General features: G+C 68.4%; 15 protein-coding genes. 4 read left to right on the plus strand and 11 right to left on the minus strand.

Annotated elements, in window-relative coordinates:
* Positions 1 to 267: 267 nt before the first annotated feature.
* From ABL838_RS05120 to ABL838_RS05140, 5 genes are all read right to left on the minus strand, one after another.
* Entirely contained in the window at positions 268 to 1,656 is a 1,389-nt protein-coding gene (locus ABL838_RS05120; RefSeq protein ID WP_126021369.1) for a sigma 54-interacting transcriptional regulator, read from the minus strand.
* A complete protein-coding gene (locus ABL838_RS05125; protein WP_126021368.1) occupies positions 1,653 to 2,321 on the minus strand; it encodes a hypothetical protein in 669 nt (222 codons plus the stop codon). The genes ABL838_RS05120 and ABL838_RS05125 overlap by 4 nt, the downstream gene beginning before the upstream one ends.
* 60 nt (positions 2,322 to 2,381) lie before the next feature.
* Entirely contained in the window at positions 2,382 to 3,809 is a 1,428-nt protein-coding gene (locus ABL838_RS05130; RefSeq protein ID WP_126021367.1) for a sensor histidine kinase, read from the minus strand.
* Positions 3,809 to 5,158, minus strand: coding sequence for a tRNA (N6-isopentenyl adenosine(37)-C2)-methylthiotransferase MiaB (gene miaB / locus ABL838_RS05135; protein WP_418119198.1), 1,350 nt, complete (start codon positions 5,156 to 5,158; stop codon positions 3,809 to 3,811). Before miaB ends, ABL838_RS05130 begins: the two co-directional genes overlap by 1 nt.
* Before the next feature lie 91 nt (positions 5,159 to 5,249).
* Positions 5,250 to 5,567, minus strand: a complete 318-nt coding sequence (locus ABL838_RS05140; RefSeq protein WP_260319175.1) for a hypothetical protein — start codon at positions 5,565 to 5,567, stop codon at positions 5,250 to 5,252.
* 394 nt (positions 5,568 to 5,961) lie between these two features.
* Between ABL838_RS05140 and ABL838_RS05145 the strand changes: the two genes are divergently transcribed.
* Together ABL838_RS05145 and ABL838_RS05150 are read left to right on the plus strand one after the other, a co-directional pair.
* Positions 5,962 to 7,137 (plus strand): efflux RND transporter periplasmic adaptor subunit, encoded by a 1,176-nt coding sequence (locus ABL838_RS05145; RefSeq protein ID WP_126021701.1) that lies wholly within the window; start codon positions 5,962 to 5,964, stop codon positions 7,135 to 7,137.
* Positions 7,134 to 10,292: an efflux RND transporter permease subunit gene (locus tag ABL838_RS05150; RefSeq protein WP_418124521.1), complete on the plus strand. Its 3,159-nt coding sequence runs from the start codon at positions 7,134 to 7,136 to the stop codon at positions 10,290 to 10,292. The genes ABL838_RS05145 and ABL838_RS05150 overlap by 4 nt, the downstream gene beginning before the upstream one ends.
* A 165-nt stretch (positions 10,293 to 10,457) precedes the next feature.
* On the opposite strand, the gene ABL838_RS05155 is transcribed toward ABL838_RS05150, so the two are convergent.
* The 4 genes from ABL838_RS05155 to ABL838_RS05170 are packed head-to-tail and all read right to left on the minus strand — an operon-like array spanning position 10,458 to position 13,779.
* Positions 10,458 to 11,099, minus strand: coding sequence for a histidine phosphatase family protein (locus ABL838_RS05155; RefSeq protein ID WP_418124523.1), 642 nt, complete (start codon positions 11,097 to 11,099; stop codon positions 10,458 to 10,460).
* 20 nt (positions 11,100 to 11,119) lie between these two features.
* Positions 11,120 to 11,746, minus strand: a complete 627-nt coding sequence (locus ABL838_RS05160) for a DUF4136 domain-containing protein (protein WP_418124524.1) — start codon at positions 11,744 to 11,746, stop codon at positions 11,120 to 11,122.
* A 46-nt stretch (positions 11,747 to 11,792) separates the two neighbouring features.
* Entirely contained in the window at positions 11,793 to 12,737 is a 945-nt protein-coding gene (ttcA, locus tag ABL838_RS05165; protein WP_369659564.1) for a tRNA 2-thiocytidine(32) synthetase TtcA, read from the minus strand.
* A gap of 55 nt (positions 12,738 to 12,792) precedes the next feature.
* On the minus strand, positions 12,793 to 13,779 hold the full coding sequence (locus ABL838_RS05170) for a LysR family transcriptional regulator (protein ID WP_418124526.1): 987 nt from the start codon (positions 13,777 to 13,779) through the stop codon (positions 12,793 to 12,795).
* A gap of 100 nt (positions 13,780 to 13,879) precedes the next feature.
* Here ABL838_RS05170 and ABL838_RS05175 point away from each other — a divergent pair, with 100 nt between their 5' ends.
* The gene (locus ABL838_RS05175; protein ID WP_418124528.1) at positions 13,880 to 15,109 is read left to right on the plus strand and encodes an MFS transporter; all 1,230 of its coding nucleotides are present in this window, start codon (positions 13,880 to 13,882) and stop codon (positions 15,107 to 15,109) included.
* A 25-nt stretch (positions 15,110 to 15,134) separates the two neighbouring features.
* Here the strand turns inward: ABL838_RS05175 and ABL838_RS05180 are convergent, their stop codons facing one another.
* Complete coding sequence (locus ABL838_RS05180) at positions 15,135 to 15,509, minus strand: dihydroneopterin aldolase (RefSeq protein WP_418119203.1); 375 nt, start codon at positions 15,507 to 15,509, stop codon at positions 15,135 to 15,137.
* An 11-nt stretch (positions 15,510 to 15,520) separates the two neighbouring features.
* Entirely contained in the window at positions 15,521 to 16,300 is a 780-nt protein-coding gene (locus ABL838_RS05185; RefSeq protein WP_126021357.1) for an SDR family oxidoreductase, read from the minus strand.
* 23 nt (positions 16,301 to 16,323) lie between these two features.
* Between ABL838_RS05185 and ABL838_RS05190 the strand changes: the two genes are divergently transcribed.
* Positions 16,324 to 17,439, plus strand: a complete 1,116-nt coding sequence (locus ABL838_RS05190; RefSeq protein WP_369659560.1) for a class I SAM-dependent methyltransferase — start codon at positions 16,324 to 16,326, stop codon at positions 17,437 to 17,439.
* The last annotated feature ends 492 nt before the right edge of the window (positions 17,440 to 17,931 follow it).

Here is a 17,931-nt window from a genome sequence, read left to right on the forward strand (position 1 = left end):
GGGGAAAACTGCTTTTGACGCAGGCCGTCGCGCTGCTGGCGCAGTGCGAAAGATGGGCTGGTAAGTGCTGTCATGCCGGTACAGGGGCAAACCCTGTGCCAGGCTGGAAAAACGCTTTCAGATCAACGACTTGGGCGTGTTCGAGAGTATTTTTCGTGGAGAAAGGCCGCCGGAGGGCCTCCAAACCCCTATTTTTGTCGCCGAATCCCGACAAGCCTGGGTGACTGGCGGGCTTAGGTCAAGAAAATCAACAACTTAGCGGCGTCGCTACTCGGCGACAGCGTCTCCACCGCCAGCGACAGCGTCGGCCTTGAAGTGGCCCGGGGTGAGTTCGTGCTTCTGCAGAAGCCGGTAGAACTCGGTGCGATTCCGGTCGGCCAGGCGGGCTGCGTCGGCCACATTGCCGTCCGTCAGCTTGAGCAGGCCGACCAGGTAATCGCGCTCGAAACGCTGCTTGGCCTCGGCGTAGGTCTGCACCTCCACCGTCGGCACGCGCAGCGCCCGCTGCACCAGCGCCAGCGGGATCAGCGGCGAGCTCGACAGCGCGCACACCTGCTCCACCACGTTGTAGAGCTGTCGCACGTTGCCCGGCCAGGCGGCCATGGTCAGCGCTTTCAGCGCCTCGGGGGCGAAGCCCGAGAGCCGCTTGCCGTACTTGGTCGACAGGCGCTGCAGGAAGTGGTTGGCCAGCAGCGGAATGTCTTCGCGGCGCGCCGACAGCGGCGGCAGCGTCAGCGTAACCACGTTCAGGCGGTAATAGAGGTCCTCGCGGAACTGGCCGGCTTCCATCGCGGCGTCGAGGTCGCGGTGGGTGGCCGAGACGATGCGCACGTCGACCTGGATCGACTGGCTCGCCCCCAGCGGCCGCACCGCGCGCTCCTGCAGCACGCGCAGCAGCTTGACCTGCAGGGCAGGCGGCATGTCCCCGATTTCGTCCAGCAGCAGCGTGCCGCCGTCGGCCTGCTGGAACAGGCCCTTGTGATTGGCGTGGGCGTCGGTGAAGGCGCCCTTCATGTGGCCGAAGAGCTCCGATTCGAGCAGCGCCTCGGGAATGGCACCGCAGTTGACCGCCACGAAAGGCTTGTCGGCGCGCGCGCTGGCCTTGTGGATGGCGCGCGCCAGCATTTCCTTGCCGGCGCCGGAGTCGCCGCGCAGCAGCACCGAGGCGTCGGACTTGGCGACCATGCGCGCCTCGGCCAGCAGTTCGGCCATGCGGTTGCTGCGGCTCACGATCTCGGAGCGCCAGCTGTCGTCGCCGGCCTTGCTCGGCGTGGCGGCGGGGGCGCCGAGCGCCAGGGCCTGCGCGATCTTCTCGAGCAGTTCCCGCCCGTCGTAGGGCTTGGTCAGGTAGGTGAAGACACCGCGCGCGGTGGCTTCCACGGCGTCGGGAATGGTGCCGTGCGCGGTCAGCAGAATCACCGGCAGCGAGGGATGGCGCTTGCGGATCTCGTCGAAGAGCTGCAGGCCGTCGCGCCCGGGCAGGCGCACGTCGCTCAGCACCAGTTGCGGGTGCTCGATTTCCAACTGCGTGAGCGCCGTCTCGGCCGAAGTGACGGCCGTGACCTGGTAGCCCGCCGAGCTCAGCCGCATCGAGAGCAGCCGCAGCATGTCCGGGTCGTCATCGACCACGAGGAGGCGGGCGCCGGTGGTGCTCATTGATTGGGTTTGCCTGCGTTGGGCGGCGCGGCGGGCACGGCCGACGCCGGGTTGCTGTTGGGCCGCGCGAAGCTGCGCTCGATGGCGCGCAGGGCTTCGATGCGGTCGTTGAGCTGGTCGATGCGGCGCTGGCTGTCGCGCAGCTGCTGCACCTGCTTGTCGCGGTCGTCCTCCACGCGGCGCTGCTCGACATAGCGGGCAGCGAGTGCGCGCGCCAGCGGCTGCAGCGCCTGCGCTTCGGGCGCGGGGTTGGAGATCACCCGCTGCAGCAGGCCCAGCGCGCGCGCCAGGTCGGCCGGCACGCGGGTCTGCGAGAGCAGCAGCGCCACCTGCATCTGCGCGGTGGGCGAGTCGCCGGGGTCGCCCACGCGGGCGATCTCGGCGCTCAGGTCGGCGCCGTTGAGCGGGCGAACCTTGTCGGCGTACGACAGCATCGAGGACACCGGACCCTGCAGCATCGTCGTGAAGAGCGAGGCGGCGGGCTGCGTGGCCGGCGCCTTGGGTTCGGCCTCCACCGGCATCACGCGCGGCACGACCGGCGGCGGCGGCAGCGCATCGGCCTCCGCGGGCGGCTTGGGCTGCGAGGCGCAGGCGGCCAGCAGCAGGACGAAAGGCACGGTCATCGCCCCGGCGAAGGAGGAACGGCGGACGAACGGAAAAGACATGGGTCGAAGAAGGACGCGAGGCGTTCGGACGGTTTTTCTGGAAAGGGGATGCCGGGGTGGTCAGGCCGTGCGCGGCAGCTCGATGCGGAAGTGGGCACCGGGACCGCCGGGCTGCAGTGTGATGCGGCCCCCGTGGGCTGCAATGTACTCCTGCACGATGGAAAGTCCGATGCCCGTGCCCTTCACCGTGTGCTCGGGCTGGCGCTCGCCGCGGAAGAAGGGTTCGAAGATCCGGTCGCGGTCGCCCTCGGCGATGCCCGGCCCGGCGTCGTTCACGTCGATGTGCACCGCTTCCGGTGTCTGCGACACGGCCAGCGTGATGACACCTCCCGTTACCGAAAAGCGGATGGCGTTGCTCAGCAGGTTGGCGATGGCGGTGCCCAGTTTGGCGCGGTCGACCGTGACGGTGACCGCCTCGCCCTCGGCGCGCACGCGCAGGCCGTGCGACTGCCACTGCAGGCGCTGGCCTTCGATCTGCTCCTCGATCAGCGGCAGCAGCTCGGTGCGCTCGCGGCGCAGCTCGCGTGCCTCGAAGGCGGCGGCATTGAAGCGCAGCAGCGCCTCGATCTGGCCCTGCAGCGCCACCGTGTTCTGGTTGAGGATCTGCGCCACCTCCAGCTGCGCCGGGTTCAGCGGCCCGGTCACGCCGTCTTCGAGCAGCGACACGCCCTCGCGCAGCGCGGCCAGCGGCGTCTTCAGCTCGTGCGACACGTGGCGCAGGAAGCGCGCCTTGTCGGCGTCGAGTTCGGTCAGGCGCAGCCGCAGCCATTCGAGCTGCTGCGACACGCGGCGCACGTCGGCGGGGCCGCGGATGTCGATCGGCTCGTCGAGCCGGTTCTGTCCGAGGCCGACGATGGCCTGCTCCAGCCGCTTGAAGGGCCGCGCCAGCCAGATGCCGAAGGCCAGCGCCAGCACCGCGGCCAGCACGCTGGCGGCCACCACCTCGCGCATCAGCCGGCGGCGCGCGTTCTCGATGCGCCTGGCCAGCGCGTCGTTCTGCGTCTCGATGAGGAACTGCGCCTGCTGCGCCAGGTTGGTGTTGAGCGCGTCGAGCTCGCGGAACTGCATCGCCATCGTGCTCTCGCGGGCCAGGGCGCTGTCGGCGCTGCCGCTCATCAGGCCCTCGATCACGCCGAGCTGCGTGCGCCACATCTCGATGCCGGCGGGCGGCAGGCCGTTCTTCTCCAGGCGATCGAGCACCTGGTGCGCCTCGCGCGCCGCCTCGTCGAAGCGGCGGCGCAGCACGGCGTCGTTCAGCACCAGCGACTGGCGCCCGGCGCGCTCCATGGCCGCGCTGCGCTCGGCCAGCGACTGCGAGGCGCCCGACAGGCGCAGCGCGCGCGCGGCCGCGTCGCGGCTTTGCGTCATGAGCGCGTCGTACTGCAGCACCGAGCGCAGTGCCACGCCGACCAGCAGCGCGGTGATCAGAAGGAAGGCGAAGAGCAGGAGCTGCTGGAACGAGCCCCGGATGGACGGACGCTTCGCCATCAGTGGTGGGCGAGCGCCATCGGCGATTCGTTCGTGACGACTTCGCCGCGCAGCGTGTAGGCCAGCGAGCGCGTGATGCGCAGGTCGGCCATCTGGCCCACGAGTCGCGCGTCGCCCTCGAAGTTGACGACGCGGTTGCAGGCGGTGCGGCCCATGAGCTCGTTCGCGTCCCTGCGCGAGGCGCCTTCCACCAGCACGCGCTGCGTGGTCCCGACCAGCGCCTGGCCGAAGCGCTTCACGTTGGCGTCGATCACGGCCTGCAGCTTCTGCAGCCGTGCGAGCTTCACTTCGTGCGGCGTGTCGTCGTGCAGCGCGGCCGCCGGCGTGCCGGGGCGCGGGCTGAAGATGAAGCTGAAGCTGGCGTCGAACTGGCAGTCGTCGATCAGCTTCATCATCTTGCCGAAGTCGTCCTCGGTCTCGCCGGGGAAGCCGACGATGAAGTCGCTGCTGAGCGCGAGCTCCGGGCGGATGGCGCGCAGCTTGCGCACCGTGCTCTTGTATTCCATGGCGGTGTAGCCGCGTTTCATCGCCATCAGGATGCGGTCGCTGCCGTGCTGCACCGGCAGGTGCAGGTGGCTCACGAGCTGCGGCACCTTCGCGTAGGCCTCGATGAGGCGCGGCGTGAACTCGTTCGGATGGCTGGTGGTGTAGCGGATGCGCTCGATGCCGGGGATCTCGGCGACGTACTCGATGAGCAGTGCGAAGTCGGCGATCTCGGCCGTATCGCCCATCTTCCCGCGGTAGGCATTCACGTTCTGGCCCAGCAGCGTGATCTCGCGCACGCCCTGGTCGGCCAGGCCTGCGATCTCGACGAGCACGTCGTCGAGCGGGCGGTTCACTTCCTCGCCGCGGGTGTAGGGCACCACGCAGTAGCTGCAGTACTTGGAGCAGCCTTCCATGATCGACACGAAGGCGGTCGCGCCCTCGACGCGCGCGGGCGGCAGGTGGTCGAACTTCTCGATCTCGGGGAAGCTGATGTCCACCTGCGGGCGGTCCAGGCGCTCGCGGTCGCTCAGCATCTCGGGCAGGCGGTGCAGGGTCTGCGGGCCGAACACGATGTCGACATAAGGCGCGCGCGCGATGATGGCCTCGCCCTCCTGGCTGGCCACGCAGCCGCCCACGCCGATCTTCACTCCCTTGGCCTTCAGGTGCTTCACGCGGCCGAGGTCGGAGAACACCTTCTCCTGCGCCTTCTCGCGCACCGAGCAGGTGTTGAACAGGATGAGGTCGGCCTCGTCCACGTTCTGGGTGGGCTCGTAGCCCTGCGCGGCGTTGAGCACGTCGGCCATCTTGTCCGAGTCGTACTCGTTCATCTGGCAGCCGAAGGTCTTGATGAATACTTTTTTCATGGGGAGCTCTCTCTCGTGGCCTCCCTGCTTGAAGGGGAAGGCACGGCGGCTGGCGCGCGGGACCCGCCGCGCCGGCCGTCTTCTTGCTTGCTTACTGCGTGTTGAGGGTGTCGTTCGAGGTGAACGGCCAGATGTTCAGGAACGGCTTGTCCAGCGATTCGCGGCTGGCGGTGGCTTCGTCGGGCGTGAGGATCCACACCTCGCGCAGCAGCCCGGCGGCGTCGCGCGTGTAGTTGACGAGGTACTTCTGGCCGACGATGGCGCCGGGCATCACCAGCATGTTCTGGCCACTGCGGATGCGCGCGCCGGCGCCCAGGCGGTCGGGCCTGCCGTCGAGCTCGACGTCGGGCGCGTTGGTCACCATGAACTTGCCGCGCAGGGTGCCGATGGGGAAGGTGCGGCCGCCCACGAGCGACTCGTTCTGGGTCTGTGGGCGGGGGACTTCGTCCTGTGCGCTGGCGGCGATCGGGAAAAGGCCTGCAGCCGCAATGGCTGCTGTGCAAAGCGCTATGGAAGTGAGAGCATTCGTGGATTGTTTCTTGCAGCGGTTCATGGGGTTTATCCAGAGGCTGTGGACCGGCGATTTTAGCGATGGGCTCCTGCCGGCCCGGGCCGGCCGCAGCGAGTAGTGCGACTTTCGGTTGACCTGCTTTACATTTCTTTACGGGACCCATGATCACCAGGAGTCGGCCGCTGATCCAATAGCCGTGTCAGCCCAAAGTGCACAAGAACCCATGAAGAAAAATGTCGCCGTCGCCCTTGCGGGCGTGTTGATCGTAGCCGTCGCGGGCGGGTGGTGGAGCATGTCCGCAGACAAGTCCGCTGCGAAGAACGCCAAGGCCCCGGCCGCTGGCGGCGCACCGGCGGGCGGTGGCGCTGCGGCGCTCGTGACGCTGGCCACGGCGAAGAAGCAGGACGTGCCCGTGACCGTGCAGGTCAACGGCAGCGTGGTGTCCCTCAACAGCGTCGACCTGCGCCCGCAGGTGACCAACACGGTGAGCGCGGTGCATGTGAAGGAAGGCCAGTTCGTCAAGGCCGGCCAGCTGCTCTTCTCGCTCGACGACCGCAACGACCAGGCCAACCTCGCGCGCGCGAAGGCGCAGCAGAAGAAGGACGAGGCCACGCTGGCCGACCTGGAGCGGCAGTACAAACGCAGCCAGGAACTGGTGGCGCAGAACTTCATCGCCAAGAGCGCGGCCGACGCCACGCTCTCGCAGCTCGAGGCGCAGCGCGCCGCCGTGGCCGCCGACCGCGCGGCCGTGCAGTCGGCGCAGGTGGCGCTGGGCTATGCCACGCTGCGCGCGCCCATCGCGGGGCGCATCGGCGCGGTCAACATCTACCCGGGCACGCTGGTGCAGCCGACGCTGTCGCTGGTCACGGTCACCCAGCTCGACCCGATCGCCGTGAGCTTCCCCGTGCCCGAAGGCAACCTGCAGGACCTGCTGGAGGCCGCGCGCTCGCGCTCCAAGGTCGAGGCCGTCGTCACCGGCCGCAGGGAGCCGCTGACCGGCACGCTCGATTTCGTCGACAACACCGTCGATCCGCAGATCGGCACCGTGCGCGCCAAGGCCGTGTTCGCCAATGCCGACCAGAGCCTGTGGCCGGGGCAGTTCGTGGGCACGCGCATCACGGTGCGCACGCTCAACGGCGTCACCGTGGTGCCGGCCGCGGCGCTGATGATGCTGTCCGATGGCGCATCGCTGTACGTGGTCGACCAGGCCAAGACCGCCACGCGCCGCAAGGTGAAGGCGCTGCACACCTTCGGCACGCAGGTGGCGGTGAGCGGCATCGAGCCCGGCGAGCAGGTGGTGATCGAGGGCAGCCAGAACGTGCGCCCGGGCGGCAAGGTGCGCGTGGATGCGAAGGCGCCGGGCACGGCTCCAGGTGCTCCGGTGAACGGCACCACGGGCGTCACGCCCGGCAGCGCCGCATCTACCGACGGCACCGACATCAAGCCGCCGCGCCAGGAACGCGCATGAACATCTCGGAGCTCTGCATCCGCCGTCCGGCGATGACGGTGCTGCTGTCCGCCGCCGTGGTCGTCATCGGCATCTTCGCGTACTTCAGCATCCCCGTTGCCGCGCTGCCCAGCTACAACACGCCGGTCATCAACGTCAACGCGCAGCTGCCCGGGGCCAGTCCGGACACCATGGCCTCATCGGTCGCGCTGCCGCTCGAAAAGCAGTTCTCGACCATCCCCGGCCTGCAGACCATCAGCTCGGTGAACACGCAGGGCGTGACCTCGCTCACGCTCGAATTCGTGAGCAGCCGCGACATCGACGCTGCCGCCGTCGACGTGCAGGCCGCGCTGCTGCGCGCCCAGCGGCAGCTGCCGCAGGAGCTGACGCAGCTGCCCTCCTACCGCAAGGTGAACCCGGCCGACGCGCCGGTGCTCTTCATCGCGCTGATCTCGCCGTCGATGAACCCGTCGGAGCTCAACGACTACGCCGAAAACCTGATCTCGCCCACGCTCTCGACCATCGACGGCGTGGCGCAGGTGGGCGTGTACGGCCGCAAGGCCTTCGCGGTGCGCATCAAGGCGAATGCCGACCTGCTCAACGCGCGCAACATCACGCTCGACGAACTCGCCAAGGCGGTGAACTCGGCCAACGCCAACACGCCGGTGGGCGTGCTCGACGGCCCGCGCCAGACGCTCACCATCCAGGCCAACCGCCAGCTCATGAAGGCGGCCGACTTCGCGAAGCTCATCGTCGGCCAGCGCAACGGCTCTCCGGTGCGGCTGGACGAGGTGGCCACCATCGAGGACAGCTTCGAGTCGGTGAAGACCGCCAGCAGCTTCAACGGGCAGGATTCCATCTCGCTGGCCGTGCAGCGCCAGCCCAACGCCAACACCGTGCAGGTGGTGGATGCGGTGCGCGCGCTCATCCCGCGCTTCAAGGCGGAGCTGCCGCAGTCGGTCGAGATCCAGATGGTGAACGACCGCTCCATCTCCATCCGCGAGGCGGTGCACGACGTGCAGCTGACGCTGCTGGGCACCATCGCGCTGGTGGTCCTGGTGATCTTCCTGTTCCTGCACCGGCTGGTGGCCACGCTGATCCCGGCCGCGACCATTCCCATCTCGCTGATCGGCGCGGTGGCGCTGCTCTACGCCTTCGGCTACAGCCTGGACAACATCTCGCTGCTGGGCATCACGCTTGCGGTGGGCCTGGTGGTGGACGACGCCATCGTGGTGCTCGAGAACATCATGCGCTACGTCGAGAAGGGCATGGATCCGTTCGCGGCGGCGCTGCGCGGCGCGCGCGAGGTGGGCTTCACCATCGTGTCGATCTCCATCTCGCTGGTGGCCGTGTTCATCCCGATCTTCTTCATGCCGGGCGTGATCGGCCTGCTGTTCCACGAATTCGCGGTGGTGGTGGCGCTGGCGGTGCTGGTGTCGGCGGTGGTGTCGCTCACGCTGGTGCCGATGCTCGCGAGCCGGCTGCTCAGGCAGGTGCCGCGCAAGGAAGGCGCGATGGACCACGAGGAAGAACACCCCGAGCCCGGCACCGCCATTGGCCGTGCCTTCGAGCGCGGCTACCGCAAGGTGCACGCGACCTACATGAGCACGCTGGACTGGACGCTGGGTCACCGCAAGGTGATGCTGCTGATGGCGGCGCTGACCTTCGTCGTCACCGGCTGGCTGTTCGCGACCATCCCGAAGGGTTTCTTCCCCGAGGAAGACATCGGCCAGATCCAGATCACCACCGAGGCGGCCGAAGACATCTCCTTCACCGCCATGAAGGCGCTGCAGGACCGCGTGGCCGCCGCGCTCAAGGACGACCCCAGCGTCGACTACGTGAGCTCCTTCGTCGGCGTGGGCGGGCCCACGGCCACGCAGAACTCCGGCCGCCTGTTCGCCGTGCTCAAGCCGCGCGGCGAGCGTCCGCAGATGTCGAAGGTGCTCGAGTCGCTGCGCCAGCGCTTCCGCGAGATCCCGGGCATCGCCGTCTACATGCAGCCGGTGCAGAACCTGCGCCTGGGCGGGCGCCAGAGCAAGGCGCGCTTCCAGTACACGCTGCAGAGCGTCAACGCGGGCGAGATGGTGCCGTGGGCCACGCGGCTCATGGAACGCATGCGCGCCGACCCCGACTTTCGCGACGTCACCAGCGACTCGCAGAACCGCGGCCTGCAGGCCACCCTCGACATCGACCGCGACAAGGCCGGCGTGCTCGGCGTGGCCGTGGGCGACCTGCGCACCGCGCTCTACAACGCGTACGGCGACCGCCAGATCGGCAGCATCTACGGTGCGAGCAACACCTATCAGGTGATCCTCTCGGCCGCCGACGACGACCGCCAGTTCGAGGAAGACGTCTCGCGCCTGTCGGTGCGCAGCACCACCGGCAAGCTGGTGCCGCTGTCGGCCTTTTCGACCGTCAAGCGCACCGTGGGGCCGACCGCGGTTAACCACCAGGGCCAGCTGCAGGCGGTGACGGTGTCGTTCAACCTCGCGCCCGACGTGCCGCTGGGCAACGCGACCGCGAAGATCGACCAGTTCAAGAGCGAGCTGAAGATGCCGCAGTCGATCATCACCACCTACGGCGGCGACGCGGCGGTGTTCCAGAGTTCGCAGTCGAGCCAGGCCGTGCTGCTGGTGCTGGCGGTGCTGGTCATCTACGTGCTGCTGGGGGTGCTCTACGAGAGCTACATCCACCCGATCACCATCCTCGCGGGCCTGCCCTCGGCCGCGGTGGGCGCGCTGATCTCGCTGAAGATCTTCGGCTTCGACCTCACGCTGATCGCCACCATCGGCATCCTGCTCTTGATCGGCATCGTGAAGAAGAACGCGATCATGATGATCGACTTCGCCCTGGAGGCCCAGCGCACCGAGGGCATGAAGCCGGTGGACGCGATCCGCGAGGCCTGCCGCCTGCGCTTTCGCCCGATTCTGATGACCACGCTGGCCGCGCTCATGGGCGCGCTGCCGCTCGCACTGGGCCTGGGCGCCGGCGCCGAACTGCGTCAGCCGCTGGGCGTGGCGGTGGTGGGCGGCCTGATCTTCTCGCAGGTGATCACGCTGTACATCACGCCCGCGATCTACCTCGCGCTGGACCGCTACAGCGGCACCGGGCCGATGGTGGACCTGCCGGGTGAAGCGCAGGCGGAGGCAGCCCACGCACAGCACTCGCACGCCTGAAAGCGGGAACGCGGGAGCGGGCAGCCGAACGCAGAAGGAAGACAAAAGCTACGCAAAAGTCGCAAAGGAAACCAGGAAACCTTTCAGGTTTTCTTTCGCGCCCTTCGCGAAACCTTCGCGTCCTCTGCGTCCTCCGCGTTCGGCAGTCCGATCCCGCTCCCGCCCTCAGGCAGTCGTTTCGTCCAGAGCACCGTCCGTGAGGTGCGTCGTATCGCTCCACCCTACGAGGCTGAACCCCTCGCTCGTCCACAGCATGCGGTTGATGGCGGCGTTGCCGAGTTGCCATGTGCGCGGCGCCTGCAGTTCCTGGCGGGTGGCTGCGCGGTAGAGCACGTCCATCACGCCGCCGTGTGCGACCAGCACCACGAGTTCGCCCGGATGGCGCGCTGCCAGCTCGGCGGCCACGCCGGTCACGCGGTCACGGAAGGTGAGCAGGCTCTCGCCGCCCTCGGGTTCGAATTCGGGATCGCGCTCGCGCCAGAGCTTGGCTTCCACGGGCAGCGTGGCTTCGATCTCCGCGAAGCTCATGCCCTCGAACTTGCCGAAGGCGCGCTCGCGCAGGCGCGGCTCGGGCTGCACGGCCAGGCCGTGGGGCTCGGCGATGGCCTGCGCGGTCTGCCAGGCGCGCGAGAGGTCGCTGGCATAGACGACGCCGATGGGCTCGTCGGCCAGCGCCGCGCCCGCGCGCCGTGCCTGCCAGACGCCGGTGGCGTTGAGCCCGATGTCGAGCTGGCCCTGGATGCGGGTGTCGACGTTCCAGGCGGTCTCGCCATGGCGAACTGCGATCAGGCGGGTGGGTTCTTCCATCCGGGGAATTCTAGAAGGCGCTACTTTTTGGCCTGCTGCCCGGTCTGCAGCTCGATGTTGACCCGGCGCTCGCCCTGCGGCGGATTCGGGAAGCCCTGAAGCGCCGCCTGGAACATCACCGGCAGGATCGCCGCGCTCGACGTGTAGGGGCCATCGTTGCGGGCGCGGGTCTCGTAAACCACGCGGTTGGTGGCCGCCTCGCGCAGCACGATGCTCACCTCGCGCTCGTACCAGGGGTTGGCCGGCGGCGCGAACACCGGGCCGCCATACCAGCCGCCGCCGTACCAGCGACGGCCGTAGTAGCCATAGCCGCCGTAACCGTAGCCCCAGGGGCCGTTGTAGAGCCACGGGTCGGCCCAGGGCGAGAGTCCGGCCGTCACCCGCGCGCCGATCTGCGCGGTGTACCGGGCCTTGGCGTCGTCGCGGCGCAGGCCGACCTGGTCGAGCGCCGCGCCGGCCATGACTTCGAGCGATTCCTGCCGCGCGCCGTCGGCCTGCTGCGAAGGCAGGCGGTCGAAGCGGTAGGTGGCGCCGGGCGCCACGGCGCCGATGGAGGAGAAGCTCTTCACGTCGCTGTCGACCACCCAGGAGGTGGCGCAGCCCGTCAGGCTGGCGGCGAGAAGAAGAGCCGAGATGGCAGATTTCATGAGGGTCTCCGGGCACTGGTGCCCCAAATTCCCCTGGGTTGCCCGTTCAGCCCTGGGCGATGCGCAGGGCGGCAGGTGCCTGGGAGAGCAAGTCGAAGGAAGGCGGGTCGAAGGCCTTGTCGCCCTCGTCGTCCGCCACGCCGGTCGCCTTGAGACCCTTGAAGTCGTGCCGCGTTCCGTCGAGCAGGTGCGAAGGCACCACGTTCTGCAGCGCGGTGAACATGTTCTCCACGCGGCCGGGATACTTCCTGTCCCACTCGCGCAGCATTTCTCCCACCTGCTTGCGCTGCAGGTTCTCCTGGCTGCCGCACAGCGTGCACGGAATGATCGGGAACTCGCGGTGCTGGGCCCAGCGGATGGTGTCCTTCTCGGACACATAGGCCAGCGGGCGGATCACGACATGTTTGCCGTCGTCGCTCACCAGCTTCGGCGGCATGCTCTTCAACTTGCCGGCGAAGAACATGTTGAGGAAGAAGGTCTGCAGCATGTCGTCGCGGTGGTGGCCCAGCGCGACCTTGGTGGCGCCCAGCTCGTCGGCCACGCGGTAAAGAATGCCGCGGCGCAGCCGGCTGCACAGGCCGCAGGTGGTCTTGCCCTCGGGAATCACGCGCTTGACGATGCTGTAGGTGTCCTGGTTCTCGATATGGAAGTCCACGCCCAGATCGCTCAGGTACCTGGGCAGCACCTCCTCGGGAAAGCCGGGCTGCTTCTGGTCGAGGTTGACCGCGACGATGTCGAAGTGGATGGGCGCGCGCGCCTTCAGCTTGAGCAGGATGTCGAGCAGCGCGTAGCTGTCCTTGCCCCCCGAGACACACACCATGACCTTGTCGCCCTCCTCGATCATGTTGTAGTCGACGATCGCCTGCCCGACCTGGCGGCACAGGCGCTTCTCGAGCTTGTGCGTCTCGCGCTCGATCTTCATGGAGTTGGCGGGAGAGGGAGCGGTGGCGTCGGCGGTGGCGGGCGCCTCGTCGATCCAGACGGCGTTCATGGGCAGGCTGCTTCGGGGAGTCGGGGGAAGGGGGTGATTGTCCCCGATCCCCATTTCACCCGCCATCCGGCCCGTTTCCGGCCTTCCCGGCTTTTCCGGTTCCAGGCAGCGGCGACTCCGGAAAGGCCTGCCGCATCGCCTCCACGAAGAGCCGCAGCCTCGCCGGATAGAAGCGCGCGTACGGGTACACGATGTAGACCGGCGCCGGCGTCCCGAGCCATTGCGGAGCCAGGTGCACCAGCCGGCCCGCCTCCAGCTCCTCGGCCAGCATCCAGGCCGACGACACGCCGACGCCCACGCCCAGCACGGCCGCGCTGCGCAGGGCGTAGAGGCTGTCGGTGATCAAGCGCGGGCGTATGGGCACGCGGTACACCTCGCCCGAGCCTTCGTGCGTGAACACGACTTCGGTCCGGTAGAAATTGCGCGCCGCCAGCCAGGGCAGGGCCTCGAGCTCGGCGGGGTGCGCCGGCACCGGCGTGCCGCCCCCGAAGAGCGACGGCGCCCCGACCGCGATGCGCGGCACCTCGAAGAGGCGGATCGCCACGGCGTTGGGGTCCGTCACCTCGCCCACGCGGATCGCGCAGTCCACGCCCTCGGCGATGAAGTCGGGCGTTTCGTCATGCGGGCTGTCGTGCAGCAGCCATTCGACCGTCACCTGCGGATGGCGCTGCAGATATGTGGCCAGCGGCCCGACCAGCAGCTGCTGCCCGAAGGCATGCGGCACCACCACGCGCAGCCGGCCCTCGGGCTGGTCGCCGACGCCGCGCAGTTCGGCCTCGAAGGCGCTCCAGCTCAGGATCAGCTCCCTGGCACGGTCGAAGCAGCGCTCGCCGTCCTCGGTGAGCTTCATCGCGTGGGTGGAGCGCTGCAGCAGCCGCACGCCCAGCGAGCGTTCGAGCGCCTGCAGGCGGCGGCTCACGGTGGGCTGGGTGGTGCCCATCTGGGCCGCGGCGGCTGACAGGCTGCCGGCCTCGACGATGCGCACGAAGGTCTGCATCAGCTCGATGCGGTCTGCCGAAGGCTGCGGAAGGGGCGTTGCCATGCGTCAAGCGTATATCAATTGTTCAACGCCCGGAACTACCTTCAGAGGGAATTGGCTCGCAAACTCCGGCCGTTGCTTCTCGAATCAAAGGGTTTACACCATGTCTCCTATTCAGAAAACGCATGAAAAGCTGCCGGGATCGCTGATCCTGCTGCTGGCGGCCAGTGCCGGCTTCGGCGTCGCGGCGCTCTACTACAGCCAGCCCATGCTGGGCGTGCTCGGCCCCGACATCGGCGCCTCGGCCCGCTCCGTGGGCTTCGTGCCCACGCTCACGCAGCTGGGCTATGCGCTGGGCATCCTGCTGCTTGCGCCGCTGGGCGATCGCTTCGACCGGCGCCGCATCATCCTCGCCAAGGCTTCGGTGCTGGTGCTCGCGCTGCTGGGCGCGGCGTTCTCGCCCTCGGTCGCGCCGCTGCTGGTGGCGAGCCTGGTCATCGGCCTGGCGGCAACGCTGGCACAGGACGTTGTGCCGGCCGCCGCCACGCTGGCGCCCGAGGCACATCGCGGCCGGATCGTCGGCACGGTGATGACCGGGCTGCTGCTGGGCATCCTGCTGTCGCGCGTGCTCGCCGGCTTCGTGGCCGAGCACTTCGGCTGGCGCACGATGTTCGTCGTCGCGGCCGTGAGCATTGCATTCATCGGTGCCGCGGCGGCGCGCGGCCTCCCGCGCCTGCGCCCGACCACACACCTCGGCTACGGCGCGCTGCTGGGTTCGCTGGGCGGCCTGTGGAAGCGCCATGGCGCGCTGCGCCGCGCGACCTTCGCGCAGGCCCTGCTGTCGGTGGGCTTCAGCGCCTTCTGGTCGACGCTGGCCGTGATGCTGCATGGCGCGCCGTTCCACCTGGGCAGTGCGGCCGCCGGTGCCTTCGGCCTGGCCGGTGCTGCGGGTGCGCTGGCCGCGCCGATCGCGGGGCGCCTTGCCGACCGCCGCGGGCCCGAGCTGGTGATCCGCATGGGCGCCGCGCTGGTCGCCGTGTCGTTCGCCGCGATGCTGTTCGCACCGCTGCTGGCGACGCCCGCTACCCGGTTGGGGCTGATCGTGGTCGCCGCCATCGGCTTCGACTTCGGGCTGCAGGCCGCGCTGATCGCACACCAGACGGTGGTCTACGGCATCGACCCCGGCGCACGCAGCCGGCTCAATGCGGTGTTCTTCACGGGTGTGTTCGTCGGCATGGCCACGGGCTCCGCGCTGGGTGCCCTGGTGCTGGCGCAGTGGGGATGGCCGGGCGTGGCGGCGATGGCCTCGGTGTCGGCGCTCGGGGCGCTGGGGGTGCGCATGTGGCCTGTCGCCTCGAAGAAGACAGCCGTTGCCTGCGGCTCGGCCGCCTGAAAGAAATGCAGGACGTCCGGCTAGCTCACCACTCGCCGGCTTCCATGCGGATCGCCACCTCGCAGTCGTCGAAGATCTCCAGCTTGGCGATCTTCACGCGCACGCCCAGCACGCCGGGCAGCTGCAGCAGCCGTTGCGCCAGCTTGCCGATCAGGCTCTCCAGCAGGTTGACGTGCTCGGCGGTGCACTCGTCGATGATGATGCGGCGCACCTTGCGGTAGTCGAGCACGTGGAAGATGTCGTCGTCCTGCGGCAGCAGCGGCTGGGGGCCGAGATTGAGTTCGGCGTCGACCAGGATCGGCTGGGGCGCCGTTTTTTCCTGCTCGAGGATGCCCAGGTTGGCGTCGAAGCGCAGGCCCTGGAGGGTGAGTGTCTGGCGGCCGTGCGAGGGAGTGGACATGGTGGATGGGCTCACATGAGCGAGAAATCGCGCTCGAATTTCATCAGGTGCTGGCCGCCGTCCACCAGCAGCGTGGTGCCGGTGATCGAGCGGTTCTCCAGCGCGAACTTCACCGTGGCGGCAACGTCCTCGGGCGTGGACGAGCGGCCCAGCGGCGACAGCTTGTGCAGCTGGGCGAACTTGTCGTCGTCCAGCATGTGGCTCGCCAGCGTGAGGCCGGGCGCCACGCCCACCACGCGCACGCGCGGCGCCAGGGCCAGCGCCAGCATCGGCGTCGCGGCCTCGAGCGCAGCCTTGGACAGCGTGTAGCTCAGGAAGTCGGGGTTCGGGTTCCAGAGCTTCTGGTCGAGCAGGTGGACGACGGCGCCGTGGGCGTCGCGCGCGGCCAGGTGCTCGTGCAGCGCATTCGCCAGCAGGATGGCCGCGCCGGTGTTGCTGCGCGCATGGCGCTCCATGAGCGCGTAGCCGAAGGTGGCGGCCTCGTCGTGCTCGAAGAGGGCCGCGCTGTGCACGACGGCATCGACGCTGCGAAAGCGCGCCACCACGCGGGGCAGCAGCGCGCGCGTGGCTTGTTCGTCGTCCAGGTCGGCCGAGAACAGGGCCGAGTCGCCCGAGAGCGCGGCGCAGTCGGCGACGGTCTGCTCGGCTTCGGCGCGCGAGTTCCGGTAGTGCACCGCCACCTGCCAGCCGCCCGCGGCCAGTGCGAGCGCGATCTCGCGGCCGAGCCGGCGGCCCGCGCCCGTGACGAGGACCGTGCGGGGGGAGTTGGATGCGGGGGAGGCGGGGCTCATGCGGGGAGAGGGAGAATGGCGCTGTGACGACAAAGACGACCCCCAGCAGTTTACCTACCGCCCTCGACCACCTCATCGCGCGTTCCGTCGAGCGCGCGGGTGGGTGGATAGGCTTCGACCGCTTCATGGCCCTCGCGCTGTACGCGCCCGGCCTCGGCTACTACGCCAACACACTGGCCAAGTTCGGGCACATGCCTTCTTCGGGTAGCGACTTCGTGACTGCGCCCGAGCTCACGCCCATGTTCGGCCAGGCCCTGGCCGCGCAGGTGGCCGAGGCGCTGGAGAAGACCGGGACCGATACGGTCTGGGAATTCGGTGCGGGCTCCGGTGCGTTGGCCGTGCAACTGCTGCATGCGCTCGATGGGATGGGGCGTGGGGATGTGCGCTATCGGATCGTCGATCTGTCGGGGACCTTGAGGGAGCGGCAGCAGCAGGCGCTGGCGGGGCATGCGGGGCGTGTGGAGTGGCTCAACGAACTGCCTGAATCGATGCAGGGGGTTGTCGTTGGCAATGAGGTGCTCGATGCGATGCCGGTGCAGTTGCTGGCGCGTGCCGGCGGGCAATGGTTCGAGCGGGGCGTTGTGCGGAACGCTTCGGACGATGGATGGGCGTGGGCCGATCGTGCGACTGAACTGCGGCCGCCGGTGGAGGTGCCTGGAGAGCATGACTACCTCACGGAGATTCATCCGCAGGCCAAGGCGTTTGTTGCGACGCTGGCGGATCGGTTGAAGAAGGGGGCGGCTTTTCTTATCGACTATGGGTTTCCCGAGGCGGAGTACTACCACCCGCAGAGGCATATGGGAACTGTGATGTGTCATCGGGGGCACAAGGCCGATGGGGATCCGCTGTCTGATGTTGGCTACAAGGACATCACTGCACACGTCGACTTCACTGGGGTTGCTCTTGCTGGACAGGATGCTGGGCTTGCTGTGCTTGGCTATACGAGTCAGGCGCGGTTTCTTTTGAATTGCGGGTTGCTTGGGGTGATGGAGCAAGGGACTGTTGCTGAGCGGGGGATGGCGGCTCGGCTCATCCATGAGCATGAGATGGGGGAGTTGTTCAAGGTTGTGGCGTTTGCTGTTGGGGAAGCTTGGGACGCGATGGGGTTCAGGGAGGGGGATCGCAGTCATACGCTTTGAGTGACTGCGTTTGCTTTGCTTCCCGAGGCCGGGACTCGCCCCGGCGGGCGACCTACTTTCTTTTGCTTCGCCAAAAGAAAGTAGGCAAAGAAAAGGCGACCCCACTGTCTGCGACCCTCCGCTTCGCTGCGGGCAACCTGCGGTGCTCGCGTTTCGCGGGGTCTCGCAGAACTCGCTTCGCTCAAACAGCTGCGAGCCCTGATCCGCGAAACGCTGCGCTCCTCGGCGCAGCCAGAGGGGAGGGGAGACGCTCGGGCCTTTGCTTCGCTCGGCCCCCAAGGCACGGCAGGGGCTTCGCGCCTGCCGTGCCTGGAATGAATCCCTGTGGTTGTTGAATCCACTGAATCGAATCTGTGGCCAAGCGAAGCGAAGGCCAGTCCAAGGCTGTTCAAAAGCCGAGCGCAGCGATGGCGCGGATCGATCCCTTCTGGCTGCGCCGAGGAGCGCAGACGTAGGAGGGATAAGGGCCGTAGCTGTCTGAGCGCAACGTAG

Origin of the sequence: Variovorax sp. 160MFSha2.1, assembly GCF_048305075.1 — a bacterium.
Classification (GTDB): Bacteria; Pseudomonadota; Gammaproteobacteria; order Burkholderiales; family Burkholderiaceae_C; genus Variovorax; species Variovorax guangxiensis.